The sequence below is a fragment of the Ideonella benzenivorans genome, from assembly GCF_020387415.1.
Lineage (GTDB): Bacteria > Pseudomonadota > Gammaproteobacteria > Burkholderiales > Burkholderiaceae_C > Ideonella > Ideonella benzenivorans.
Genome location: NZ_JAGWCB010000012.1, coordinates 455,346 through 480,350, shown reverse-complemented (window position 1 = coordinate 480,350; position 25,005 = coordinate 455,346). Strand labels below are relative to the sequence as shown.

22 protein-coding genes are annotated in these 25,005 nt (G+C 68.1%); 8 read left to right on the top strand and 14 right to left on the bottom strand.

Translation table 11 applies throughout. From position 1 onward, the window contains the following. Positions 1-6: 6 nt before the first annotated feature. Positions 7-1,308 (top strand): MFS transporter, encoded by a 1,302-nt coding sequence (locus KGA65_RS14990; RefSeq protein WP_225863910.1) that lies wholly within the window; start codon positions 7-9, stop codon positions 1,306-1,308. Between the two features lie 19 nt (positions 1,309-1,327). Here KGA65_RS14990 and lexA read toward each other — a convergent pair whose 3' ends face one another. Continuing rightward, entirely contained in the window at positions 1,328-2,005 is a 678-nt protein-coding gene (gene lexA / locus KGA65_RS14985) for a transcriptional repressor LexA (protein WP_225863909.1), read from the bottom strand. 72 nt (positions 2,006-2,077) lie between these two features. Between lexA and KGA65_RS14980 the strand changes: the two genes are divergently transcribed. After that, a complete protein-coding gene (locus tag KGA65_RS14980) occupies positions 2,078-3,034 on the top strand; it encodes an asparaginase (protein WP_225863908.1) in 957 nt (318 codons plus the stop codon). Here KGA65_RS14980 and KGA65_RS14975 read toward each other — a convergent pair. Beyond that, positions 3,024-4,373 carry an esterase-like activity of phytase family protein gene (locus tag KGA65_RS14975; RefSeq protein WP_225863907.1) on the bottom strand — a complete coding sequence of 450 codons (1,350 nt, stop codon included), beginning with the start codon at positions 4,371-4,373 and terminating at the stop codon, positions 3,024-3,026. The two genes, KGA65_RS14980 and KGA65_RS14975, sit on opposite strands and share 11 nt — an antisense overlap. Before the next feature lie 123 nt (positions 4,374-4,496). On the opposite strand from KGA65_RS14975, the gene dnaE reads away from it, so the two are divergent. The 3 genes from dnaE (at position 4,497) to KGA65_RS14960 (ending at position 9,918) form a co-directional block, all read left to right on the top strand. Beyond that, positions 4,497-8,033, top strand: coding sequence for a DNA polymerase III subunit alpha (gene dnaE, locus KGA65_RS14970; protein WP_225863906.1), 3,537 nt, complete (start codon positions 4,497-4,499; stop codon positions 8,031-8,033). A gap of 108 nt (positions 8,034-8,141) precedes the next feature. After that, complete coding sequence (locus KGA65_RS14965) at positions 8,142-8,654, top strand: hypothetical protein (protein ID WP_225863905.1); 513 nt, start codon at positions 8,142-8,144, stop codon at positions 8,652-8,654. A 49-nt stretch (positions 8,655-8,703) separates the two neighbouring features. Continuing rightward, complete coding sequence (locus tag KGA65_RS14960) at positions 8,704-9,918, top strand: patatin-like phospholipase family protein (RefSeq protein WP_225863904.1); 1,215 nt, start codon at positions 8,704-8,706, stop codon at positions 9,916-9,918. On the opposite strand, the gene KGA65_RS14955 is transcribed toward KGA65_RS14960, so the two are convergent. Continuing rightward, the gene (locus KGA65_RS14955; protein ID WP_225863903.1) at positions 9,904-10,266 is read right to left on the bottom strand and encodes a ComEA family DNA-binding protein; all 363 of its coding nucleotides are present in this window, start codon (positions 10,264-10,266) and stop codon (positions 9,904-9,906) included. The genes KGA65_RS14960 and KGA65_RS14955 overlap by 15 nt on opposite strands. Positions 10,267-10,413: 147 nt before the next feature. On the opposite strand from KGA65_RS14955, the gene rfaE2 reads away from it, so the two are divergent. Genes rfaE2 through KGA65_RS14940 form a run of 3 tightly spaced genes read left to right on the top strand, consistent with a single transcriptional unit; the run spans position 10,414 to position 13,062 of the window. Beyond that, complete coding sequence (gene rfaE2 / locus KGA65_RS14950; RefSeq protein ID WP_225863902.1) at positions 10,414-10,905, top strand: D-glycero-beta-D-manno-heptose 1-phosphate adenylyltransferase; 492 nt, start codon at positions 10,414-10,416, stop codon at positions 10,903-10,905. Positions 10,906-10,914: 9 nt separating this feature from the next. Then, complete coding sequence (locus KGA65_RS21085; RefSeq protein WP_225863901.1) at positions 10,915-12,234, top strand: glycosyltransferase; 1,320 nt, start codon at positions 10,915-10,917, stop codon at positions 12,232-12,234. A 33-nt stretch (positions 12,235-12,267) separates the two neighbouring features. Further along, a complete protein-coding gene (locus KGA65_RS14940; protein WP_225863900.1) occupies positions 12,268-13,062 on the top strand; it encodes a glycosyltransferase family 25 protein in 795 nt (264 codons plus the stop codon). Between the two features lie 89 nt (positions 13,063-13,151). Here the strand turns inward: KGA65_RS14940 and gmhB are convergent, their stop codons facing one another. From gmhB to KGA65_RS14885, 11 genes are all read right to left on the bottom strand, one after another. After that, positions 13,152-13,733, bottom strand: a complete 582-nt coding sequence (gene gmhB / locus KGA65_RS14935; RefSeq protein WP_225863899.1) for a D-glycero-beta-D-manno-heptose 1,7-bisphosphate 7-phosphatase — start codon at positions 13,731-13,733, stop codon at positions 13,152-13,154. Then, complete coding sequence (rfaE1, locus tag KGA65_RS14930; RefSeq protein ID WP_225863898.1) at positions 13,730-14,674, bottom strand: D-glycero-beta-D-manno-heptose-7-phosphate kinase; 945 nt, start codon at positions 14,672-14,674, stop codon at positions 13,730-13,732. Before rfaE1 ends, gmhB begins: the two co-directional genes overlap by 4 nt. After that, complete coding sequence (locus tag KGA65_RS14925; RefSeq protein WP_225863897.1) at positions 14,671-15,243, bottom strand: D-sedoheptulose-7-phosphate isomerase; 573 nt, start codon at positions 15,241-15,243, stop codon at positions 14,671-14,673. The genes rfaE1 and KGA65_RS14925 overlap by 4 nt, the downstream gene beginning before the upstream one ends. Before the next feature lie 2 nt (positions 15,244-15,245). After that, positions 15,246-16,394, bottom strand: a complete 1,149-nt coding sequence (lapB, locus tag KGA65_RS14920; protein ID WP_225863896.1) for a lipopolysaccharide assembly protein LapB — start codon at positions 16,392-16,394, stop codon at positions 15,246-15,248. After that, entirely contained in the window at positions 16,384-16,695 is a 312-nt protein-coding gene (locus KGA65_RS14915; RefSeq protein ID WP_225863895.1) for a lipopolysaccharide assembly protein LapA domain-containing protein, read from the bottom strand. The genes lapB and KGA65_RS14915 overlap by 11 nt, the downstream gene beginning before the upstream one ends. A gap of 158 nt (positions 16,696-16,853) precedes the next feature. Then, positions 16,854-18,683 carry a glycosyltransferase family 9 protein gene (locus KGA65_RS14910; protein WP_225863894.1) on the bottom strand — a complete coding sequence of 610 codons (1,830 nt, stop codon included), beginning with the start codon at positions 18,681-18,683 and terminating at the stop codon, positions 16,854-16,856. 9 nt (positions 18,684-18,692) lie between these two features. Then, positions 18,693-19,772, bottom strand: coding sequence for a glycosyltransferase family 9 protein (locus tag KGA65_RS14905; RefSeq protein ID WP_225863893.1), 1,080 nt, complete (start codon positions 19,770-19,772; stop codon positions 18,693-18,695). After that, entirely contained in the window at positions 19,769-20,665 is an 897-nt protein-coding gene (gene kdoO, locus KGA65_RS14900; protein WP_225863892.1) for a Kdo hydroxylase KdoO, read from the bottom strand. The genes KGA65_RS14905 and kdoO overlap by 4 nt, the downstream gene beginning before the upstream one ends. 74 nt (positions 20,666-20,739) lie before the next feature. Beyond that, positions 20,740-21,048, bottom strand: a complete 309-nt coding sequence (locus KGA65_RS14895) for an integration host factor subunit beta (RefSeq protein ID WP_225863891.1) — start codon at positions 21,046-21,048, stop codon at positions 20,740-20,742. A 51-nt stretch (positions 21,049-21,099) separates the two neighbouring features. Then, a complete protein-coding gene (gene rpsA / locus KGA65_RS14890; RefSeq protein ID WP_225863890.1) occupies positions 21,100-22,809 on the bottom strand; it encodes a 30S ribosomal protein S1 in 1,710 nt (569 codons plus the stop codon). Between the two features lie 148 nt (positions 22,810-22,957). Beyond that, complete coding sequence (locus tag KGA65_RS14885) at positions 22,958-24,973, bottom strand: bifunctional 3-phosphoshikimate 1-carboxyvinyltransferase/cytidylate kinase (RefSeq protein ID WP_225863889.1); 2,016 nt, start codon at positions 24,971-24,973, stop codon at positions 22,958-22,960. Positions 24,974-25,005 lie beyond the last annotated feature (32 nt).

Here is a 25,005-nt window from a genome sequence, read left to right as displayed (position 1 = left end):
CAGCGGATGTCCCCTGAACCCTCTCTGGCCTTGGCGGAAGGCGCCGCCGGCCCGCGTCTGCGCGACCAGGCCGATTACCTTCATCTCCTGACCGCCCGCATCGCCGGCACGTCGGCCAACCAGATGCTGATGGTGGCGCTGGGCTGGCAGATGTACGACCTGACCCGCAGCGCCTGGCAACTGGGCTTGGTGGGGCTGGTGCAGTTCCTGCCGGCGCTGCTGTTCACCCTGCCGGCGGGGCATCTGGTGGATCGCCACGATCGGCGCCGCCTGCTGGCCCTGAGCCTGTCGCTGCAGAGCGGGGTTGCGGTGATCCTGGCGCTGGCCAGTCTGGGGGCGGCGGTCAGCGCCGGGCTGATCCTGGTGCTGTCGGTGCTGCTGGGCATGGCCCGTGCGGTCCAGATGCCGGCGCTGCAGGCGCTCACGCCCACGCTGGTGCCGCCGCCCTTGCTGGCCCGGGCCGTGGCCACCAACAGCTCGGCGATGCAGGCGGCGGTGGTGCTGGCGCCGGCGCTGGGGGGCGTGCTGTACGGCAGCGGGCCGGCCCTGGGGCGGGCGCTGGTTCGGTGGCCGTTGGCGGCCGAGTTCTGGGGCGCGGCGGCGGTGTATGCCACCTCCTGGCTGCTGTTGGGGGTGGCCATCCTGGCGGTGCTGGGCATCCGGCCCCGACCGATGGCCGCTCGCCCGCCATCGCCGGGCTGGCGTGAACTGACGGCCGGCATCCGCTACATTCGCGCCCAGCCGGTGGTGCTGGGCGCCATCTCGCTGGATCTGTTCGCCGTGCTGCTGGGGGGCGCCACCGCCTTGCTGCCGATCTATGCGCGCGACATCCTGCACAGCGGCCCCGAGGCGCTGGGTCTGCTGCGTTCGGCCCCGGCGCTGGGCGCGGTGGTGGTGGGGGTGTGGCTGGCCCGTCGACCGCTGCAGCACCGGGCGGGCGTCTGGCTGCTGGGGTCGGTGGCCGTGTTCGGCCTGGCCACCATCGCCTTTGGCTTCTCGCGCAGCCTGTGGCCGGCCTTTCTGGCCCTGGCGGTGACCGGGGCCGCCGACATGGTCAGCGTGGTGATCCGGCAGACCCTGGTGCAGTTGGAGACGCCCGACGCCATGCGGGGTCGGGTCTCGGCGGTCAACTCGGTGTTCATCGGCGCCAGCAACCAGCTGGGCGAATTCGAGTCCGGGGCGGTGGCGGCGTGGCTGGGCCCGGTGCCGGCCGTGGTGCTGGGCGGCGTGGGGACACTGCTGGTGGTGGCCTTGTGGTGGCGCGGGTTCCCCGCGCTGGCCCGGCGGGATCGGCTGACCCCGGCCTGAAGCGCGCCCCGTGGGCCGCTCAGATCAGCATGTTCTGCCGCACCAGCCCGACAGCCACGCCCTCAATGTGGAAGTCGTCTTCCCCGGGGCCGACATGGATGGGCTGGAAGTCGGGGTTCTCCGGCAGCAGCTCAATGCCACCCCGGGTGCGCTGGAAGCGCTTGACGGTGACCTCGTCGTGCAGCCGCGCGACGACGATCTGGCCATTGCGGGCCTCGGGTGTCTTCTGCACGGCCAGCAGATCGCCATCGACGATGCCGGCGTCGCGCATGCTCATGCCCTTCACCTTGAGCAGGTAGTCCGGGCGGCGCGGAAACAGGCTGGCCTCCAGCACATAGGTCTGGTCGATGTGCTCCTGCGCCAGGATCGGGTGCCCGGCGGCCACCCGGCCCACCAGCGGCAGTGTCAGCTGCGACAGGCTGGGCAAGGGCAGGGCGTACTGCTTGCCCCGGGCTTCGTTGAGGGCGCGTAAAGTCTGCGTCTGCAGCCGGATGCCGCGCGAGGTGCCGCCCACCAGTTCGATGACCCCCTTGCGGGCCAGGGCCTGCAGGTGCTCCTCGGCCGCGTTGGGCGACTTGAAGCCCAACTCGGCGGCGATCTCGGCCCGGGTGGGGGGTGCGCCGGTGCGCTCGATCGTGCTCTGCACCAGATCCAGGATCTGCTGCTGGCGGGCGGTGAGCTTGGGGCTTTCCATCATGGGTGGTGGCCCCACGGGCAGCAGGGCTGAGGTTGTATCCAGTATCTGTATTTTTATCCAGACCTTTTCGAAATGCCAAGCAATTCCTCTGGCCACATCGTGATCCTGGGCACGGGCGGCACCATTGCCGGCACCGCGGCGGCCGCTGCCGACAACGTGGGCTACCAGGCTGGGCAACTGGGTGTGGCCCAGTTGGTGGCCGCGGTGCCGGCGCTGGCGGCCCATGCGCTGGAAGCCCGTCAGCTGGCCCAGGTGGACAGCAAGGACATGAGCCATGCGCTGTGGCAGCAGCTGGCTGCTGCGGTGGCCGAGGAACTGGCGCGTGAGGACGTGCAGGCCGTGGTGGTCACGCACGGCACCGACACGCTGGAGGAGACCGCCTGGTTCCTGCACCGGGTGCTGGCAGCGACCAAGCCGGTGGTGCTGACGGCGGCGATGCGGCCGGCCTCGGCCCTGATGCCCGACGGCCCGCAGAACCTGCTGGACGCGGTGACCGTGGCCGCCACGCCAGGCACCCGCGGCGTGCTGTGCGTGCTGGCCGGGCGCGTGCTGGGGCCGGAGGACGTGCGCAAGGTGCACGGCTACCGCGTCGATGCCTTCGCCGCCGACGAGGCCGGCCCGGTCGCCCTGGTGCAGGAGGGGCAGGTGCGGGCGCTGCGCGCCTGGCCGCAGGCCGACCCGGGCGAGGCCGCCGCCTTGCAAGTGGCCATGCAGCGGCCGGTGGCGCAATGGCCCCGGGTGGACATCGTGACCAGCCATGCCGGTTGCGACGGGGCGCTGGTGCCGGCGCTGGTGGCGCTGGGCAGCCGCGGCCTGGTGGCCGAAGGCACCGGCAACGGCACCCTGCACGCGGCCTTGGAAGTGGCCCTGCGCGTGGCCCAGGCGCAGGGCGTGGCCGTATGGCGCGCCAGCCGCTGCTGGGCCGGCGGCGTGGTGGGCCAGCCCGAAGGGGCCCTGCCGTCGGCCGGTGTGCTCACCCCCGCCAAGGCGAGGGTGGAGCTGATGCTGCAGCTGATGCTCAGGGCTTGAGCGGCCCGAAGTGCTGGGGCACGAAGGCGGTGCCGCCCAGATCATCCGCGTCGAAGGCGAAGACGAAGAACTGGTTCGGGTTGGCCAGGCCGTTGACCGTCGGCAGGAAATCGTTGTCGTTGGCCACGTACAGCGTGTGCTTGGTCTTGCCGTCGACAACCACGTCCTGGCCGAAGGCGATGCCCTCCAGTTTGGCGGGGATTTGGTCGTCGGTGACGCCGGCGGCATTCAACGTGGCGCGGATGTCCAGGAACAGCGACTTGGCCGGGGCCTTGGCCAGCAGGGCGTCCTGACCCGACAAGGTGCTGACGTCCTGGGCGTTGGTCAGGTCCACCTTCCACAGCTGCTTGACCGAGGCGCTGCTGCCATCGCCCAGGCCCTTGCCGTCACGTTCCAGCACCAGGAAGGCCTTGCTGTTCAGGGCCAGGATCTCGCTGCTGTTGTAGGCCTTGCTCTTGGCCGGGATGTAGTTGTCGTAGGCGTACTGCTTGACCTTGCCGCTGGACACATCGATCCAGACGAGGCGGTTGGCCCGGCCACCGTCACCGCCGTCCTGGATCAGCGGGCTTTGCACGAAGCCCACCAGGTGCTTGCCTTCGGGCGTGATGGCCAGGCCTTCCATGCCCTTGTTGGCCACGCGGCCGCTGGTGTTGCCGCTGATCTCGGCGCTGCCCGACGAGGACAGCTGGCTGACCGCGAAAGTGGCGGCCGGCAGGCTGTAGACCTGGGTGCGCTGGCCTGACTTGCGGTTGAACTCGTAGACGTAGGGGCCGTATTCATCGGTGATGAAGACGTTCTTGCCGTTGCGCGAGACGCGGATACCTTCCGGGTCCAGGCGGGCGAAGCTGGGGTCCAGCGAGTTCGTGCCGGCCGCGAAGTTGTCGGAGCGGCCCGAGAAGTAGTGCCGGGTGCTCACCGGCCCCAGCGGCGTGGCCGGGCCATAGCTCAGGGCGCTGTCGCTCCACAGCAGCGTGGTGGCCTTCAGCGTGGCTTGCAGCGTGTAGGGCAGGGAGCCGCCCACGGCCGGTTGCAGGCTCAGGTCCAGCGTGTGAAAGCGCGGGATCCAGCTGGTCGTGTCGTCCACGGCGCTGTTCCAGGCCACGGCGTTCGGGCCACGGTCGCCCAGCGCCAGGAAGGTGGTGCCGCCTGCCCAGGCCAGGCCCGAGCCGATGCCGCCGAACAGGTTGGCCGACTGGCCGTTCTCCAGCGTGTTGGTCAGGCCGCTCAGGTCTTGCGGCAGGTCGAGCGTGCCGCGGGCGATCAGCGTGACGGTGGCGTGGGCAGGGGCCAGGGCGGCGGCGCAGGCCAGCGCCACCGCACCCAGGGTACGGACAAACATGGGAACTCCTCGGGGATCGGGTCGATTGGGAATGCGCGGCCAGTCTTTCCAGCCCCCATGACCTCGCCGTGACACCGCCCCCCCTAGCTCGTGGGGTTCGGACCGCTTCGTACAATCCCGTCAATGAGCTTTGTCCACCTGCGCCTGCACACCGAATACTCCGTCGTCGATGGGACCTTGCGGATCGACGATGTGGCAGCGGCGGCCAAGGAGGACGGCCAGTTGGCGCTGGGCATCGCCGACCTGAGCAACCTGTTCGGGGCGGTCAAGCACTACAAGGCCTGCCGCGGCAAGGGCATCAAGCCGGTCATCGGTTGCGACGCCTGGGTCGAACCCATGGCCTGCGCGCCCGACGCCCCGCCGGGGCGCCTGCTGTTGCTGGTGCAGGACGTGGCCGGCTACCACAACCTGTCCGAGCTGCTGGCCCGGGCGTGGACGCGCAACGTCCAGCGCAACCAGGCCCTGATCCGCTGGGACTGGCTGCAGGAACTGGGCGAGGGGCTGATCGTGCTGTCCGGGGCCGAATTTGGCCCGGTGGGGCAGGCGCTGCTGGCCGGAGACACGGCCCGGGCCCGTCTGGCGGCCAAGACCCTGGCCGAACTCTTCCCGGACCGCTTCTACATTGAGCTGCAGCGCGGCGGGCTGCCGCACCACGAGGCGCTGGTGCGGGCCTCGGTGCCGCTGGCCGCGGAGCTGCAACTGCCGGTGGTGGCCACGCACCCGGTGCAGTTCCAGACCCGGGACGATTTCGAGGCCCACGAGGCGCGGGTCTGCGTGGCCGAAGGCGAGACGCTGGCCAACCCGCGGCGCGTCAAGCGCTTCTGTCCGGACCAGTACTTCAAGAGCCAGGCCGAAATGGCGGCCCTGTTCGCCGACATCCCTTCGGCCCTGAGCAATTCGCTGCGCATTGCGATGCGCTGCAACCTGACGTTGGTGCTGGGCAAGCACTACCTGCCGGACTTCCCGACGCCGGTGCAGTCGGACGGCACGCGCATGCCGATCGACGAATTCCTGCGGCAGGAGTCCTACGAAGGCCTGGAAAAGCGGCTGGCGCTGCTGTTCCCCGACCCGGCCGAGCGCGAGGCCCAGCGGCCGCACTATGTCGAGCGGTTGGAGTTCGAGCTCAACACCATCCTGCAGATGGGGTTCCCGGGCTACTTCCTCATCGTGTCGGACTTCATCAAGTGGGCCAAGGCCAATGGCTGTCCGGTGGGGCCGGGCCGGGGCTCCGGTGCGGGCTCGCTGGTGGCCTATGCGCTCTACATCACGGACCTGGATCCGCTGAAGTACAACCTGCTGTTCGAGCGCTTCCTGAACCCGGAGCGGGTGTCCATGCCTGACTTCGACGTGGACTTCTGCCAGAGCAACCGCGACCGGGTGATCGAGTACGTCAAGGAGCGCTACGGCCGCGAGGCGGTGAGCCAGATCGCCACCTTCGGCACCATGGCCGCCAAGGCCGCGCTGCGCGACGTGGGCCGGGTGCTGGGCATGGGCTTCGGCCATGTCGATTCGATCGCCAAGCTGATCCCTGCGCCGCCGGGCAAGCATGTGACCCTGGCCAAGGTGCCCGAGAAGCCCAACCCCAAGCTGGTCTACGCCCGCCTGGAGGCGCCCGAGCTGGAACAGCGCGAGGCGGCCGAGGAAGAGGTGGCGGCGCTGCTGAGCCTGGCCGAGCGGGTCGAAGGCATGGTGCGCAACATCGGCATGCACGCCGGGGGCGTGCTGATCGCGCCGGGCAAGATCACCGACTTCTGCCCGCTCTACCAGCAGCCGGGCAGCGAATCGGCGGTCAGCCAGTTCGACAAGGACGACGTCGAGCAGATCGGCCTGGTGAAGTTCGACTTCTTGGGCCTGGCCACGCTGACCATCCTGGAGCTGGCCAAGGAATTCATCACCACCCGCTACCCGGACCAGAAGGACTTCGCCTTCGAGAAGATCCCGCTCGACGACCGGGCCGTCTACAAGCTCTTCACCGACGGCCTGACCGAGGCGGTGTTCCAGTTCGAATCGCGCGGGATGCAGAGCATGCTGCGCGACGCCCAGCCCAGCCGGCTGGAGGACCTGATCGCCCTGAACGCGCTCTACCGGCCGGGCCCGATGGACCTGATCCCCAGCTTCATCGCCCGCAAGCACGGGCGGGAAGAGGTGATCTACCCGCACCCGCTGCTGGAGAAGGTGCTCTCCGAGACCTACGGGATCATGGTCTACCAGGAGCAGGTGATGCAGAGCGCCCAGGTGCTGGGCGGCTACAGCCTGGGCGGCGCCGACCTGCTGCGCCGGGCCATGGGCAAGAAGAAGCTCGAGGAGATGGCCAAGCACCGGCAGATCTTCCGCGAGGGGGCGGCCAAGAAGGGCATCACCCAGGAGAACGCCGACGAGGTGTTCGACCTGATGGAGAAGTTCGCGGGCTACGGCTTCAACAAGTCGCACGCGGCCGCCTACTCGCTGCTGGCCTACCACACCGGCTGGCTCAAGGTGCATTACGTGGCCGAGTTCTTCGCGGCCAACATGACGATCGAAATCAGCGACACCGACAAGCTCAAGGTGCTGCTGACCGACGCGGTCAAGAACTTCGGCGTGCGTTGCGAGCCGCCCAGCGTCAACCGCGGCGTCTACCGCTTCGAGCCCCTGCCGGGGGACGCGGGACGCAAGGGCATCCGTTACGGCCTGGGGGCCATCAAGGGCACGGGCCAGGGGGCGATCGAGGCCATCGTGGCCGCCCGCGAGGCCGAGGGCCCGTTCACCAGCCTGTTCAATTTCTGCAGCCGGGTCGACAAGGGCAAGGTCAACAAGCGGGTGGTCGAGGCCCTGATCAAGGCCGGCGCCTTCGATGAACTGCACCCGGACCGGGCCGCCGCACTGGCCAGCATCGGCCTGGCCTTCGACTGGGCCGAGACCCAGGCGGCCAATGCGCTGCAGGGCGGGCTGTTCGACTTCGGTGGTGAGGACGACCACGGTTCGCTGAGCCAGGAACCCGCGCTGGTGGCCGTGGAGCCCTGGGGCGTGCGCGAGCGCCTGGCCCAGGAGAAGACCGCGCTGGGCTTTTACCTGTCGGGTCACCTGTTCGACGAGGACGAGGCCGAGGTGCGGCTGTTCTGCAAGCGCCGCATCGCCGACCTGATCGACAGCCGCGAGCCGCAGTTGCTGGCGGGTATCGTCGGCGGGCTGCGCATCATCAACGGCCAGCGCGGGCGGGTCGGCATCTTCCAGCTCGACGACAAGAGCGAGCCGATCGAGGCGGTAGCCAATGAAGAACTGCTGGACGCGAACAAGGAGCTGCTGCGCGACGACGAACTGATCATCGTGCAGGGCAAGGCCCAGCCGGACCGTTTCTCCGGCGGCCTGCGTCTGAACGTGCAGCAGGTCTGGAGCCTGGCCGCGGCGCGGGCGCGCTTCGGCCGCTACCTGAGCGTGGCCCTGCAAGGCCCGGCAGCCACGCTGGCCGGGGTGCTGCGCGAGCATCCGGCCCAGTTGGAGACCACCGACGAGGGCGAGAACCTGGTGCGGGGGTTGCCGGTGCGCGTGCGCATCGAGCGAGCCCAGGCCGTGGCCGAGGTGGACCTGGGCGAACAGGGGCGCTTCTGGCCCACCAACGAGGCGCTGGCCGCCTGGAAGGCCCTGGCCCGTGAGGGTCAGGCGCGCATCGTTTACGACGCCTGAAGCTGGTAAGCAGGCGTTTCCAGCGTCATCCTGGCCCCCGTGGCGCGGCGTTGTAGAAGCGTGTTCAACGAAACCGCCTCTCCACCGTCGGTGGAGTCGCCCGATGCCATGCTGAATCGCCACCGTTGGAGCGCGCTGGCGCTGACCGCCGCTCTGTCCGCCTGGGCGCCGCTGTCCCACGCCGCCGATGTGGGGGTGTCGATCTCCATCGGTCAGCCAGGCCTGCAGGGCCGCATCGACATCGGCCGCTTCTATCAGCCGGCGTTGATCGCGGCCCAGCCGGTCATCGTGGCACCCGAGCCCGTCTGGGTGGCGCCGCCGCGGCCGGTCTATCTGTGGGCGCCGCCCCAGCACCGGGCTCATTGGGCGCGCTATTGCGGCCAGTACGGCGCCTGCGGCGCGCCGGTGTATTTCGTGCGGGACGACTGGTACCGGGCCCATGTGGTGCCGGTGGTGCGCCAGGCTCCGCCGCCCGTGGCCTACGCGCCGGCCCCGGTCTATGTGCCAGCGCCTGGCTACTATGGCCCTGGCGAGCGACGTGGCTGGGATGACGACCGCCATCGGGGGCACGATCACGACCGTGGTGACCATGACCGCGGACGGTGGTACGGACGCGACTGATCACGGTGCCGACCTGGGCGGTGGCCGGGCCCCGCACTAGACTGGGGCCATGCCATCCACTCCCGTGCGTGGCCTGGTGCTCACCGGCGGCGGCGCCCGAGCCGCCTACCAGGTCGGTGTTCTCCAGGCGCTGAACCGGCTTCGCCACGAGGCGCAGCTGGCACCGGGCAATCCTTTTCAGGTGATCACCGGGACCTCGGCCGGCGGCATCAATGCCGCCGCCCTGGCTTGTAGCGCCGACGATGTCGACCGGGCGATCCAGTCCCTGGCGGAGATCTGGTCCGGCCTCCATGTGGACCAGGTCTACCGTTCCGACGCGCTGGGCATGATCCGCACCGGTGCGCGTTGGCTGACGATGATGTCGATCGGCTGGGTGATCGCCCGCTGGGTGCGGCAGCGTCCCCGCTCGCTGCTGGACAACCAGCCCTTGGGCGACTTGTTGCGCCGCATGGTCGCCTTGGAGCGGCTGGAGGACTTGCTGGCCGAGGGGCACTTGCGCGCCCTGGCCGTCACCGCGTCCAGTTACAGCTCGGGGGTGCACGCCACCTTCTACCAGGTGGCGGCGGACAGCCCGCAACAGCCCTGGGTCCGCTCCCAGCGCATGGCCCTGCCGTGCCAGTTCCAGCATGAGCACCTGCTGGCATCGGCGGCCATCCCGTTCGTGTTTCCCGCCCAGGCGCTGGCTTTGCAGGATCGGCTGGAATGGTTTGGCGACGGTTCGATGCGCCAGACCGCGCCCGTCTCACCCGCCGTGCACCTGGGCGCTGAGCGCGTCCTGGTGATCGGCGCCGGGCGCATGCACGAGCCGACGTCCCTGCAGCGGCCGGTGCCGGACGACTACCCCAGCGTGGCCCAGATCGGCGGCCATGTGATGTCCAGCATCTTCCTGGACGCGCTGTCGGTGGATGTGGAGCGGCTGCGCCGCATCAACCACACGCTGGGCCTGCTGCCCGCCGAGTCCCGTCGCCACACGCCGCTGCGGCCGGTCGAGTTGCTGGTCATCGCGCCCAGCCAGCGATTGGATGACATCGCGGCCCGCCATCTGTCGGCCCTGCCGCTGTCGGTGCGGGCCCTGCTGGGCGGGGTCGGGGTGGAGGGTGAAGGCTCTTCGGCCCGGGGGGCCGCCCTGGCCAGCTACCTGCTGTTCGAGGCCGACTTCACGCAGGAGCTGATCCGGTTGGGCGAGGCCGACACGCTGGCCCAGCGGGAGGCCGTGCTGCACTTCCTGCGGCCTGCCGAGACGGCCGACTCAGTGGCTGGCTGAGGCGGCCGGCGGCGCCGGCCAGCGCTGCCCGTGGACCGTCAGACCGGCATCCGACAGGCGCCGCGCCTTCACTGGCCCAATGCCCTGCAGCCGGGCCTGGAGGTCCGCCCAATCCCGAAACGGTGCCAGGGCCCGCTCCGCCAGGATGCGGGCCGATAGCTGCGGCCCCACGCCCTTGACCCGCTCCAACTCGGCCTGATTGGCCGTGTTGACCTCGGTGTCCTGCCACTCGAGCGCCTGCCCGGCGGCCAGGCTGCCGATCAGGTGCCAGCCCAGCGCCGCAGCGGCCAGCAGGCGGGCCAGGGCAGGGCGACGCCGGCCTGGGGTGCGGGGTGTCGTGGTGGACATCGGGGCCTCCTTTCAGGGGGACATCGGGGTGGGACGGCGCCGATAATGGCGAGCTCTGAACCTGCCGATGATTCCATCGCCACGCCCGTGACACATCCGTCTCCTTGCGCCGATTCCCACGCAGCCTGCCCCTCATCGGAGGGATCCATGTCGCTCGCGCCGTGTCTGCTGGAAGACAAGATCGTTCGGCCCGAGAACCTGCCGACAGCGCTGCAGGCGCTGCCGCGGCCCTGGGTGTTCACCAACGGCGTGTTCGATGTGCTGCACCGGGGCCATGTGTGCTACCTGCAGGCGGCCCGGCAGTTGGGGGCCTCGCTGATCGTGGGGCTCAACACCGACCGCTCCGCGCGCAGCCTGGGCAAGGGGCCGGACCGCCCCCTCAACCGTGAGCAGGACCGCGCCTGCGTGCTGGCCGCGCTGGCCAGCGTGGACCTGGTCACCTTCTTCGACGAGGGCACGCCGGTCGACCTGATCGCCCGCATCCGTCCCGACTGGTACGTCAAGGGCGGTGACTACGACATGGAAACTCTGGCCGAGACGGCACTGGTGCGCAGCTGGGGGGGGCGTTCGGTGGCCATTCCGTTTGTCGAGGGGTATTCGACGACCGAGTTGGTGCGGCGCATCCGGGCGACCCGTTGAGGAGATGACGTGGCCGATCGCCAGCAGCGAGACATCTATCTGGATGTGACTGACTTGATCCTGTGGGTCCGTCAGAACACCAAGGTCACGGGAATCCAGCGCGTGCACATGAGTTATGCCTTATGTGCCCTGACCCATGGGGTGAAGTTCGTGCTTTTCCACGGCCGTCGGTGCGAGAAGGTCGAATTGATCAGCGCCGAACTCATCACCTACATTGGGCAGGCGCTTTCGGGTGGGAGGGTGGCCCCCGAGGCCATTTATGCCATGTGCCCCAATGCCCGGCTGGGGGTGTGGAAGGACTATGGCGACAAGTACTCGAATCGACCGTGGTTGGGATGGGGACTCTCGGTGCTGAGTGGTCTGCTGTCTTGGGGGCGGGCGCTTCTCTTCGAAAGAAAGGGGCACCCGCCGGCGTTCCAGCCGGGGGATATTCTGCTCAGCGTCGGACGCGGGTGGACGGTGGGAGGGTATTTGAACGGCGTGCGCCGGCTCAAAGAGGCGAATGGCGTGGTGCCCATGGTTCTTCTGCATGATGTTCTGCCCATGGAGTCCGAGCTCAAGAGGCAGAAGAACATGAGATTTGCGAACTATGTCAAAGGATGTTTCGATGTTTTTGAAGGCTTCTTGACGAGCTCGGATTTCAACGTGCGGGAGATCTCGCGGTACATGCACCAGTTGGGCGGCGTCAGCAAGCCCATCACGAAGATCAGGTTTGGGTCGAATGTTGATGCCCATCCCGTCGAGGGGGGGGATCTTCCCGAGGGACTGCGGCCAGGTGAATATATTCTGTGTGTGGGGCGGATTGATTTCTCCAAGAATCAGGCGCTTCTCCTGGAGGTTTGGCTTGACTTGGTGGGCGAGGGGCGCCATTCCGGGAAGAAACTGGTCTTTGTCGGCACGTTGAATCGGCGCTATACCGATTTCAAGAAACAGATGGCGAGGTGCGCCCCGGGCGCAGGGGCCTATCTTGTGCTGGAGAATGTGTCCGATGTGCAGTTGGCCTTGCTTTACCGCGCATGCTATTTCACTGTCTTCCCGTCTCGGGCGGAGGGCTATGGCTTGCCCGTGGCAGAGTCGTTGGGCGCAGGGAAACTGTGTGTGGCATCAAACGCGACCTCCATTCCGGAGGTGGCGGGGGATCTTGCCGATTACTTCGACCCTCGGGAAAAGAGCCAGATTCGAGCGAAGATAGAAAGCTATCTGGCAAATCCAGAGGCCGTGCGATCCAAAGAGAATCAGATCATGAAGAAGCCTCGGTATCACTGGGATGAGGCTACCTCGGATTTCCTCTCGTCTGTGCGCGATGGGCGAGAAGTCTCGTTCTGCTGAAGATGGTGATCCTGCTCAATTCCATGGTTCTACATGAAGATAAAAGTCATCAGCCTGAGGCGCTCTGAGGGGCGTAGAAATTCTTTCTCAGAGGCAAATCAGCGCCTCGAATATGAATTCTTTGACGCGGTGGACGGCGCCGCGTTGAGTGATGATGAGAAAGAGGATGGAAGATACTTTGCCAGAGATTTGGGTTACTCCAAGGGGGCGTATGGATGTGCCCTGTCTCATATCAAGCTGTGGGAGCGTTGTTCCGCGTCTCAAGAGGCGTTGACGATTGCGGAGGATGATGCCGTTTTCAGGGCTGACTTCGAGAGCGAGGCGAAGAGATTCATCGCCTCTCTGCCCCCGGACTGGGATATGGTCCTGTGGGGTTGGAATTTTGATACCATTCTGGGATTGGAATTCATGAGGAATGTATCGCCTGCATTCATGAAGTTCGACCAAGATCAAATGAGGAAGGGGTTGGATTTCTTTGTCTCTTCTGTCGAAAAGGCAAACGCCTTTAGACTGAGTATGGCGCTTGGAATACCTGCTTACACCTTGTCTCCGAAAGGGGCTAAAACGCTGTTGGACAGATGCTTGCCACTCAAAAGGCATCTGATTGATGTTCCCTTGATGGGGCGGTCGTTCACAAATACTGGGATAGATAACCAGATGAATCTGGTTTATCCTGAAATCAACGCATTTGTGGCTCTTCCGCCGTTGGTGGTTACTTTGAATGAGAATTCAAAGTCAACAGTTCAAAAGAGGAAGGGCGTGGCCTCTAGGTGGTTCAAAAAGGTGAAGACGTCCATCCGAAAATCGCTTGGGAAGCGGAATTTCTAACCTGAGGTTGGCGCCGGCGGCGCAGTGCGTGATGGCTGGTGCTGTCAGGGGGCAGCAGAGGTCTTGATCTCAGCTGGGGTTGCGTTTGATCACGCAAGTCCTTGGGCACCACCACTGAGCAGGAACGCCGCACAGGCCCGCAAGTCGTCAAAGACCTGATCGGCTTGGTGCCGGCTTTCTCCAGTGAGCGGATGCCCACTGTGGACCAGGTATGCCCGACCAACGCCGGCGGCATGGGCTGCCTGAAGGTCGGACTCCTTGTCGCCGACCAGGAAGGAATGCGGCAGGTCCAGGTGGAGCTCCTGTGCTGCACGCAAGATCATCCCAGGGGCTGGCTTGCGGCATTCGCAGTCGACAGCCAATGCCGGGACCTTCCCGGAGGGATGGTGGGGGCAGTGGTAGACCCCTGCCAGCGTGACCCCCTGGGCCTGCAGCGCGGCCCGCATTTGGCGCGTCAGCAGCTGGTAGTCCTCTTCGCTGTAGTAGCCCCGGGCGATGCCCGACTGGTTGGTGACCACCACCAGGGCATAGCCGGCCTGCTGCAGGCGGCGCATCGCCTCCACCGACCCCGGGACGAACTGGAAGTCCTCCCAGCGGCTCAGGTAGGCGCTGTCGATGTTGATGACGCCATCCCGGTCGAGGAAGGCGGCCCGCCGCAGGGGCGGCATCATGCGGCCAGCTCCTGGGCGCTCACGCTGGCGGTGCCGAACTTGCCCACCACCAGGCTGGCCGCATGGTTGGCCCAGGGCACGGCCTGGGCCAGCGGCATGCCGGCGCCCACCAGGGCGGCCAGCGTGGCGATCACGGTGTCGCCCGCGCCAGTGACGTCGAAGACCTCCTTGGCCTCGGCCGGCACATGCTGGCTGCCGGCGGCGTCGAAAAGCGTCATGCCTTCTTCCGAACGGGTGAGCAGCAAGGCTGCGAGGTGCAGGCGCTGGCGCAGGTCCTGAGCCAGCGAGGCCAGCTGCGCCTCGCCCCGCCACGGGCCGGTGACCAGGGCCAGCTCGGCCCGGTTGGGGGTGAGCACGCTGGCGCCGGCATAGCGGGCGTAATCGCTGCCCTTGGGATCCACCAGCACGGGGCGGCCGGCTTGCCGGGCCGCGGCGATCATCTGCGGAATGTGGGCCAGGCCGCCCTTGCCGTAATCGGAGAAGACCACCACATCGTGGGCTCGCACCAGCGACTCGAAGCTGGTGGACATCTGATGCAGCACCTCGTGGTCGGGGGTGTTCTCGAAATCGATGCGCAACAGCTGCTGTGAACGTCCGATGACGCGCAGCTTGACGATGGTCTTCAGCCCCGGATCGCGCCGCAGCACGGTTTGAATGCCGCGCTCGTGGAGCAGGGCTTCCAGCTGGGTGGCGGGCGCGTCGTCGCCGACCACGGTGAGCAGCGTGGCCAGAGCGCCGAGCGACTGCACGTTGACGGCCACGTTGGCGGCGCCGCCCAGGCGGTCTTCTTCACCGGTGATGCGCACCACCGGCACGGGGGCTTCGGGCGAGATGCGGTCGACGGCACCGTACCAGTAGCGGTCCAGCATCACATCGCCGACCACCAGCACGCGGCTGCCGGCCAGACGCTCGGCGGAGGGCAGAGGCGCGCGTTGACTCATGCCAGGCCCAGTTCGTGTTCGATCAGGCCGCACAGTGTGTGACCGATCAGGATGTGGGCTTCCTGGATGCGGGCGGTTGTGCCGGAGGGCACGATGATCGCCACGTCGCACAGTGGGGCGATGCGGCCGCCGTCACGCCCCAGCAGGCCGATCACATGGATGCCCAGGGCACGGGCGGCCTCGACCGCCTTCAGCACGTTGCCGGAATTGCCCGAGGTGGAGATGGCCAGCAGCGCGTCGCCGGCGCGGCCCAGGGCCTGCAGTTGGCGCACGAACACCTCGTCGAAGCTGTAGTCGTTGCCGATGCAGGTCAGGGCGGACGAGTCGGTGGTCAGTGCAAGGCCGGGCAGCGGGCGCCGATCCTGGATGAAGCGGCCCGTCAATTCGGCCGCGAGGTGCTGCGCATCGGCGGCCGAGCCGCCATTGCCGCACAGCAGCAGCTTGCCGCCACTGGCGATCGAGTGCGCCAGTCGGCGGCCCGCCTCGGCGATCTGCTCGTCGAGCGCCAACAGTTGCTGGAACAAGGCCTGGTGCTCGGCCAGGTTGCGGGAGAACAGGGAGTCGGCCATGGTCAGAGCTCTTCGATGCGGCGGGGCGGGAAACTGTCCCAGGTCAGGCAGCCTGGGCACTGCCAGAAATAATGCTGGGCTTCGAAGCCACAGGCCGCACAGCGGTAGCGTTGCAGTGGGTTGGCCGCGCGGCCGACCGCCGTTCGCACCGCCTGCAGGTGGGTCTCATCCCAACGTTGCGGCGGCTGGCTGAGAACGGCCAGCGCCGCGCCCAGCGTGGGTTGGCGTTGCAGCAGTTCCAGCAGCTGTGGTTCGCTGCCCAGATCGCGCTGAGCCAGCTTGGCCAGCGCGCGCAGCAGGTCCAGACCGGGCAGGCGGTGGTAGGCCTCCTGCAGCACCTGCTGGGCTTGCGCCACCTGGCCACAGGCCAAGCCGCTCGCCGCAAAATCGGAGGCGATCAGGGTGAAGGCGTCGACATGCCGCAGCGCCAGTTCGCTCCAGGTCGTCAGGGCCTCGGCATGCCGGCCCTGCTTGGCCAGCCGCTGACCGGCGATCACCAGCGGACGGGCGGCATCCGGGGCGGCTTCACGGGCTGTCTGCAGCGCCGTGTCGGCCTCTTCCGGGCGGCCGTGGGCATCGGCTTCCAGGGCCAGCTCGCACCAGTGGTGCGCAATGCGCAGGCCAAACGAGCCCGTGCCACTGCGTTCCAGCGCGGCGCCGGTTTCGGCGGCGGCGCGCCAGTCGCGTGAACGTTCGTAGAGATTGAGCAGCGCCAGCCGGGCCTCGGTGTCGAACGGTGAGCCCAGCAGGTTGCGGTAGGCCTCCTCGGCGCGGTCGAACAGGCCGGCCTTCATGAAGTCCTGTGCCAGTGCGTAGAGCGCCCGGTCGTGTTCGGTGGGGCTCAGGTCGGCCCGGTTGAGCAGGTGCTCATGCACGCGCACCGCACGCTCGAACTCGCCTCGGCGGCGGAACAGGTTGCCCAGCGCGAAGTGGAGTTCGGTGGTGTCCGGGTCGTTCTGGACGGCCTCGATGAAGGCGTCGATGGCCTTGTCCTGCTGTTCGTTGAGCAGCAGGTTCAGACCTTTGAAGTAGGCCTTGGGCGCGTCGTGCTGTTCCCGCCGGACCTGGCGCAGATCCAGGCGGGAGGCCAGCCAGCCCAGGGCAAAGGCAACCGGCAGGCCAACCAGCAGCCACTGAAGATCAAATTCCATCGGGGATGTCCGCAGGGGTGTCGGGCGAAGGCGCAGTGGCTGGCGCCGGGGAAGGGGCCAGCGAGGCGGCCTCTTGCCGGGCCTGCTTGGCCCGTCGCCACTGACGCCACCAGCTGGGCGTCATGGCCAGCACGCCCACGGCAGCGCCCGCCGCAAAGGCGGCCAGCACGACAATCACCAACGGCGTGTTCCACACATAGCCGAAGAACCAGTGCACCGTCACGACCTGCTGGTTGTTCAGCGCGAAGGCGAACAGTGCGAAGAAAAGGAAGGCTCGCCAGAGCCAGACGAGGACGCGCATTGGAACTCCACGAATGAGTGCATTCTACGGAGCTCCTCGCCCCGTTCCGGCCCCGAAGGGTGACGCTGTGTCCGCGTGGCGGACGTGCCGAATCCATTCAGGATGGAGGCCCACGGTAGCGGGGGGCTGGAGACGACGCCTCTGCAGGATCTGAGGCGTTAAACCAACAGCGTGCTCAGCTGCGCCAGCACGGCCTCTTGTTCGTGTTGGGAGGGGGTCTCGGCCGCAGTCAGGACCTTCAGCAGGCCCGGATTCAGCGGCCAGCGGCTCCAGGGGGCGGACAGCCCCAGGCCGCGCTGCACTATGGCCCAGGCGGCCTGTTCCTGTGTGGCCCCGGGCCACAGGGCCAGTTGGGGTGTCTGTGGGCGCAGCAAGGCCCACAGATGATCGCGTCCAGCGCAGCCGCCCACCCAGGCGTCTGCGGCGAGCATCTCAACCAGCAGTGTTTCCGGCAGGTCCGGGCCGGGATGCTGCGCCAGCACGTCCACGGCCAGCACACCCTGGCGGCCGAGGGCGTTCAACACGGCCTGGCGTGTGCGGGGGTCTGCCAGGTGGACGAGCACGCGCCGCTGGCCCGCCGCCGAGGCACGCAAGGCATCCGCCTGCCGGCGCAGCGGTTCAGGCAGTTGCTCAATCGCCCCAGCCACCGGGTGGCACGCAAAGGCGTTGGCGGCGGTCAGCCACACCGGGCCGGGGTGCCAGACCGCCAGCGGATCCGGGGCCTGCGTGGCGCGCCGTGGGAAGGTGTTGGGGAACCAAGCACTCAGGTCCAGGCCGTCGACCGGGGCGGGCCGAACGGTGAAGGTCTCGCCGGTCAGGCGATGGCGGTGTTGGGCCCACCAGATGACGGCGACCTGCTCGGCCAGCTCAAGCGAACCCAGGTCCACGCAGGTGGGCAGGCCGCTGGGCTGCGGATGAGCAGGGCCGAAGCCTGGGGCCTCGTCCTGTTCCAGTCGGGCCAGCACATCGGCCACGGAGATGTCCTCCAGCCGGACCGGGGGGCGGGCGCCGCGACGGACGGGAAGGTCGGGCGTGGGCGGCAGCAGCATCCGCATCAGCGGGTCGTGGTCCAGCAGGGGCCGGTTGCCCAGCAGGACAAAGCTCGGCCGGTCCAGTGCCGCGGCCAGGTTGGTGATGCCGGTGTCGTTGCCGATGTTGGCATCGGCCAAGGCCAGGGTGGCCGCGCTCTGCCGCATGGTGTTGCCGGTGGCACTGAGGATCTGCGGCCGGTGGGCTGGCAGGATGTCGCGCTGGATGGCCTCGGCCAGCGCGGCTTCGGCCGGGCCGCCGAGCAGCACCACGCCGCAGCCGCGCTGTGCCAGCGCATTGGCCAGCGCGGCAAAGCGGGTGGCCCCCCACTGCTTGTGGGGCTCGGATGCGCCGATGGCGAAGGTGTAGAGCGGGTGCGGCAGGGTCGCCAGCAGCGGGGCCTGGGCCGCCACGTCCGTGGGCGCCAGGCGCACGGTGGGGCGCAGCGGCTGGGTGCAGAAGCCGTGGGCCATGGCGAGCGCCGCGGCGTTCTTCGAGACGGACACCGCCGGGCCATCGTAGGGGCGGATGAAGGGGCCGTGGCTGAGCAGCTGGCGCTCCAGCCACGAGGCGCCAAAGCCCAGGCGTTCAGGGATGCCGGCCACCCTGGCCATCAGCGCCCGGTTCGCATGGTCGGAGAAGATCACGATCCGGTCGAAGCGGTGGGGGCGCAGCTCCCGGCCCATGCGGAACACGCCCCGCAGGCCGGCATGGCGGCCACGCCGGCCGCCACGGGGGTGGCGCTCGAAGTCGATCACCTCGCTGATGCAGTCCTCATGGGCCAGCAGGTCACGCGCGAAGGTCGAGGGGGCCGAGATGACCGCCACCTGCCCGCCCCGGCTCTGGGCTGCGATGGCCCGGATGTAGGGCACATGCCAGACCAGGTCCCCCATGCCGGGAAACTGGTGCAGCACGACGGTGCGGGGGCGGGTGTCGGTGGTCGGCGTGGGGGACGGCATGGGGTGGGGTCAGGGGGTGGCAGCCTGGCGTACGGTCTGAGCCGCCTGCAGCACCTCGGGCAGCGTCAGCTGGCGCATGCAGTCAAACCGTCCCTGGCAGCTCGGGTTGCGGTGGCAGGGCGAGCAGGGCAAACCTTTGTAAAGGATCTGGACCTGTGGTGTGCCACCCTGGAGGTAGGGCGCGGTGGAGCCGAACAGGCCCACCGTCGGAACGCCCAGCGCGATGCCCATGTGGGTCAGGCCGGTGTCCACCCCGATCAGCAGCTGGCCACGCGCGACGGCGGCCACGGTCTCGTCCAGCTTCAAACGGCCGGCCAGGTTGACGATCCCGGAGCCCGCGGGGGCGATGCGCTCGGCGGCGGGCACATCGCCCGGCCCGCCCAGCAGCACCGGTTGCAGTCCTTGCGCGCGCAGGGCCTGGGCCAGGGGCGCCCAGCGCGCCTCCACCCAGTGCTTCTGCGGGCGGGTGGTGAACGGCGCCAGCAGGGCGATCGGGCCGGGGCCGACGTCGGCTTGCGCGAACACCTGCGCGGCGCGCTGGCGCGGGCCTTCGCCGACCGCCAGGTCCAGCGCGAAGCCCGGTGCCCCCAGGGCCTCGGCCAGGGCCCGATATTCGAACGAGATGATGCGGTCTGCGGCGGCCGGGATGGCGGGGCGAACGCAGCCGTGCATGAAGAGCTGGTTGCCCTCGCGCGGCCACAGGCTCACGCGCAGCGGTGCCCGGGTGAGCCAGGCCAGCACACCGCTCTTGAACAGGCCTTGGGGATCCACCACCAGGTCGAACCGACGGGCCCTCAGGTCGCGCTGCCAGGCACGGAACTCGTGCCAGGCCTGCCAGCGCTGGCCGGTGCGCCAGAGCTGTTTCCAACGGTCCAGCGGCAACACCAGCAGCTCATCGAGCTGTGCGTTGTGGGTCAGCAGGGGCGCGGCAGGGGAGGCCACCAGCCAACTCAGCTGGGCCTCGGGCCAACGCTGCTTGAGCGCCGGAATCAGACCCGAGCTCAGCACCACGTCACCGAGGGCACTCAGCCGCACGATCAGGATGCGGCGGGGGCAAAGGGCCGTGGCCCGTTCGGCCAATGTATTCACATCATTCCCAGTCGGCGGCCGGTCATCTGTTCCAGCACCCGCAGCGGCGCGGCCTCGGGCTGCTGCTGGTCGGCCGGGTCGAGCCAGAAGGTCTGCTCCATCATGAACTGGCCGGACATCACGGCGTGCAGCACCTGGTCACTGAAGACGACCCAGGTGGTGCCGGGGGCGAAGGCCACTTCCCGTTGCGGGCAGCTGCGCTGCCAGGCCAGGTCGGCCTTGGCGCCGTCGTGCAGGCCCAGCATCAGGTGGTCGAATTCCGTGCGGCGTTGTTTGGTGATGTGCAGGGCTTCCAGCAGCCAGCCGGCGCCAGGCAGGGGCCGCGGGATGCGGGGCAGGAACTGGCGGGCGAAGTCCTGGAAGTCCTCGCCAACGCGCCAGACGCGCGGCTGCTGGCCGGGATGCACGTTGGTGAAGATGCGCAGCAGCCGGGCTCCCTGGGTCGGGTTGGACGGGAAGGCGTCTACATGCAGACGGGTGTCGTCCTTGCGCCAGCTGGTGGCACGGCCTTCGACCGCGATGGGGCGGAAGGAGGTGTTGGCGACCTTCAGGTGTCCGTCGTAGTGAGGAAACAGGCGCTGGGCCAGCGCAGTGGCCTGGTCGCGAAAGCGGATCAGCATGGCCCGCAGTTCGCCGAGATCCTGTGCGTTGCCCACGGCACCGCGCATCAGCGCGGCTTCACCGCGCAGGCTGATGTTCTTGGTGGCCGGGTCGGCGTACCGCGGGTCGAGAAAACGTTGCTCGGCCGTGCGCAGCACGAACCGGAGCTGGGGCAAGACCAGCACATGTCCGGTCTCGAGCGAAGACTCCACCGCATGGGTCAACGCGCCGGGCTGACCATCCTGCCAGTCGCTGTCACCGAGGGTCTGCAGAATCTCGTCAATGTGGGCCATGATGAAAAACGCCCGGGAGGGCCCGAGCGTTGAGGAGTTGGTACCGAAGGGGCGCCCGCCACGCGGGCGGGCGCTTACCGGGCGTCCGTATTGTCCACCGGCAGGCTGGCATCCACGCCTTCGCGCAGGGCTTTGCCCGGCTTGAAGTGGGGCACCAGCTTCTCGGGAATTGTCACCTTCTCGCCGGACCGGGGGTTGCGCCCCGTGCGCGGCGGGCGGCGGCTGATCGAGAAGCTCCCGAAGCCCCGGATCTCGATGCGGTGCCCGCGCGCCAGGGCGTCGGACATCGCGTCGAGCGTGGTCTTGACCGCGAACTCGGTATCGCGCTGCGTCAGTTGGGCGAAACGCTCAGCCAGCTTGGCGACGAGATCGGAACGGGTCATGGCTCAGGATGGGGTTCGGGACAGGTGGAGACGGACGTCGGTGGGCAACGATCAGTTGCCGCCTTGGTCCAGCTTGGCGCGCAGCAGGGCGCCCAGGCTGGTGGTGCCGGCGTTGCCGGTGTTCTCGGCGGACAGACGCTGCATGACTTCCTGCTGGTCGGCCTGGTCCTTGGCCTTGATCGACAGCTGGATGTTGCGGGTCTTGCGGTCCACGTTGACGATCATCACCGAGACTTCGTCGCCTTCCTTCAGCACGTTGCGGGCGTCTTCGACGCGGTCGCGGCTGATTTCAGAGGCACGCAGGTAGCCAGTGACGTCATCGGCCAGCTGCACTTCGGCGCCGCGCGGATCGACGGTCTTCACGGTACCGGTCACGATCGAGCCACGGTCATTGACCGAGGTGAAGGTCGCGAACGGGTCGCCGTCCAGCTGCTTGATGCCCAGGGAGATGCGTTCGCGCTCGACGTCGATGCCCAGCACCACGGCTTCGACTTCCTGGCCCTTCTTGTAGTTGCGCACGGCGGCCTCGCCCGGCTCGTGCCAGGACAGGTCCGACAGGTGCACCAGGCCGTCGATGCCAGCGGCCAAGCCGACGAACACGCCGAAGTCGGTGATCGACTTGATCGGGCCCTTGACCTTGTCGCCGCGCTTGACCGTGGCCGAGAACTCTTCCCAGGGGTTGGCCTTGCACTGCTTCATGCCCAGGGAGATGCGACGCTTGTCTTCGTCGATTTCCAGGACCATGACTTCGACTTCCTCGCCCAGGGTGACCACCTTGGAGGGAGCGACGTTCTTGTTGGTCCAGTCCATCTCGGAGACGTGCACCAGGCCTTCGATGCCCGGTTCGATCTCGACGAAGGCACCGTAGTCGGCGATGTTCGTGACCTTGCCGAACAGACGGGTGCCGGCCGGGTAGCGGCGGGCCACGCCCAGCCACGGGTCGTCGCCCAGTTGCTTCAGACCCAGCGAGACGCGGTTCTTCTCGGCGTCGAACTTCAGGACCTTGGCGGTCAGCTCTTGACCCACCGTCACCACTTCGCTCGGGTGACGGACACGGCGCCAGGCCATGTCGGTGATGTGCAGCAGGCCGTCGATGCCGCCCAGGTCCACGAACGCACCGTACTCGGTGATGTTCTTGACCACGCCGTTGACGATGGCACCTTCGTGCAGCGTCTCCAGCAGCTTGGCGCGCTCTTCACCCATCGAGGCTTCGACCACGGCACGGCGCGACAGCACGACGTTGTTGCGCTTGCGGTCCAGCTTGATGACCTTGAATTCCAGGGTCTTGCCTTCGAACGGCGACATGTCCTTGACCGGACGGGTGTCCAGCAGCGAACCGGGCAGGAAGGCGCGGATGCCGTTGACCAGGACGGTCAGGCCACCCTTGACCTTGCCGGAGACGGTGCCGGTCACGAAGTCGCCAGACTCCAGAGCGGTTTCCAGCGACAGCCAGGAGGCCAGGCGCTTGGCCTTGTCGCGCGACAGGATGGTGTCGCCGTAGCCGTTTTCGACGGCGTCGATGGCCACCGAGACGAAGTCACCGACCTGGACTTCAACTTCGCCCTGGTCGTTCTTGAATTCGTCGATGGGCACATAGGCTTCGGACTTCAGGCCGGCATTGACGACCACGAAGCTGTGCTCGATGCGCACCACCTCGGCGGTGATGACTTCGCCCGAGCGCATTTCGCTCTTCTGCAGCGATTCCTCGAACAGAGCGGCGAAGGAGTCTCCACCGAAATCGGCGGTTTGAGTCTGAGACATGGGATTTCCTGAGTCAGCGGGCGGACGCCGCCGACAGCTGTGCGGTTTGCAAGGCCGCGGGGGTTAGGTTGACGGATTCACCGCCCTTGACGGCACAGGACGCGCCAGGAGGGAAGGGCGGTGGGCCCAGCCGAACCGAGTGAGCAGCTCAGAACGGCCTGCGTTGCTGCCACCAGCCCAGGCACTGCACGACCGAGTCTTCGATCGACAGCGCCGAGTTGTCCAGCAGCATCGCATCTTCAGCCGGCTTGCAGGGGGCGGTCGTCCGGGTGGCATCCCGTTCGTCGCGCAGCCGCAAGTCAGATTGAATCTGCGGGAGGTTAGCAGAAACGCCCTTGGAAATCAACTGCTTATAGCGGCGCTCGGCGCGTTGTTCGACGCTGGCGGTCAGGAAGACCTTGAGAGTCGCGTCCGGAAAGACGACGGTGCCCATGTCGCGGCCATCGGCCACCAAGCCGGGGGCCCGGCGGAAGGAGAGCTGTAGCTGGTGCAGGGCCTGGCGCACCGCGGGGTGCACCGAGACCCGGGAGGCCATACCGCCGGTCGACTCCAGGCGCAGCGGGTCGGTGATGTCGCGCCCGGCCAGGAAGACCCGCTGGCCTTCGAAGCGCAGGGCCAGTCGGCCGGCCAGTGTGGCCAGGGCCGGTTCATCGTCCAGCGAGACGCCGGCATCCTGGGCCGCCAGGGCGGTGGCCCGGTAGAGCGCGCCGGAATCCAGCAGGTGGTAGCCCAGGCGGCGGGCCAGTTCGCTGGCCAGCGTGCCCTTGCCAGAGGCGGTGGGCCCGTCCACGGTCAGCACCGGGACCTGGCCCGCGGCCGGGGTGACGCAGTGGAACAAGGTCTCGAAGTAGTCGGGGAAGGTCTTGCCCACGCACTTCGGATCCAGGATGCGCACCGGCACGCCGGGTGCGCCGGCGATCAGCGGATTGAAGGCGGCCAGCGACAGGCACATGGCCATGCGGTGGTCGTCGTAGGTGTGGATGCTGGCGGCCTGCCACGGACCGGCCGGTGGGCGGACCTCGATGAAGTCCTCGCCTTCGGCGATGGAGGCCCCCAGCTTGCGCAGCTCGGTGGCCATGGCCGCGATGCGGTCGGTCTCCTTCACGCGCCAGCTGGCGATGTTGGTCAGGCGCGTGGGGCCATCGGCGTAGAGCGCCATGACGGCCAGCGTCATGGCCGCGTCGGGGATGTGGTTGCAGTCCAGCGTCAGGGCCTTCAGGGGCCAGGCGCCGCGGCGGACCTCCAGCCAGCCGGGGCCGCCGGTCACCTGGGCGCCCATGGCCTGGGCTGCCTCGACGAAACGGATGTCGCCCTGGATCGAATCCAGGCCGACACCGTCGATGCGCACCGGTGCCTCGGTGCCCGCGATGGTGCCCAGCGCGATGAAGTAGGAGGCGGAGGAAGCATCGCCCTCGACGTGGATGCGCCCCGGGGTGCGGTAGGCCGAACCCTGCGGCAGCACGAAGCGCTGGTAGCCTTCGCGCTGGACGGTGATGCCAAAGCGCGCCAGCAGACGCAGCGTGATGTCGATGTAGGGCTTGGAGATCAGCTCACCATCGACCTCGATGGTCACCGGGCCGTCGGCCGTGACCAGCGGCAGGGCCAGCAGCAGCGCGGTCAGGAACTGGCTGGAGACATCGCCCCGCACCCGGATGGGGGTGGCGGTGTTCAGGGCGTGCAGCGTGCCGTCGCCGACCTGCAGTGGCGGAAAGCCGGGCTCGCCCAGGTCCGTCACCGGGCAGCCGAGCTGGCGCAGCGCCTGCACCAGGTCGCCGATGGGGCGCTCGTGCATGCGGGCCACGCCCGACAGCTGGAACCGCCCCCCCTGGGTGGCGGCCAGCACGGCCAGCGCGGCGGTCAGCGGGCGCATGGCGGTGCCGGCGTTGCCCAGGAACAGCGGGGCCTCCCGCTGGGCCAGCTGGCCACCCAGGCCGGTCACTTTGAGCACATCACCGTCGCGTTCCAACGCACAGCCCAGCTGGCGCAGCGCATCCAGCATCACCCGGGTGTCGTCGGAGTCCAGCAGGTCGTGGACTTCGGTGGTGCCCGCGGCCAGTCCGGCCAGCAAGAGCACGCGGTTGGAGATGCTCTTGGAGCCAGGCAGGCGCACGCGGCCGCCGGCGCGAACCAGTGGCGGGACGTCGAGGAATTCGGTCGTGTACATGGCGAACGACAGGGATGACAGACCGCCGGGGT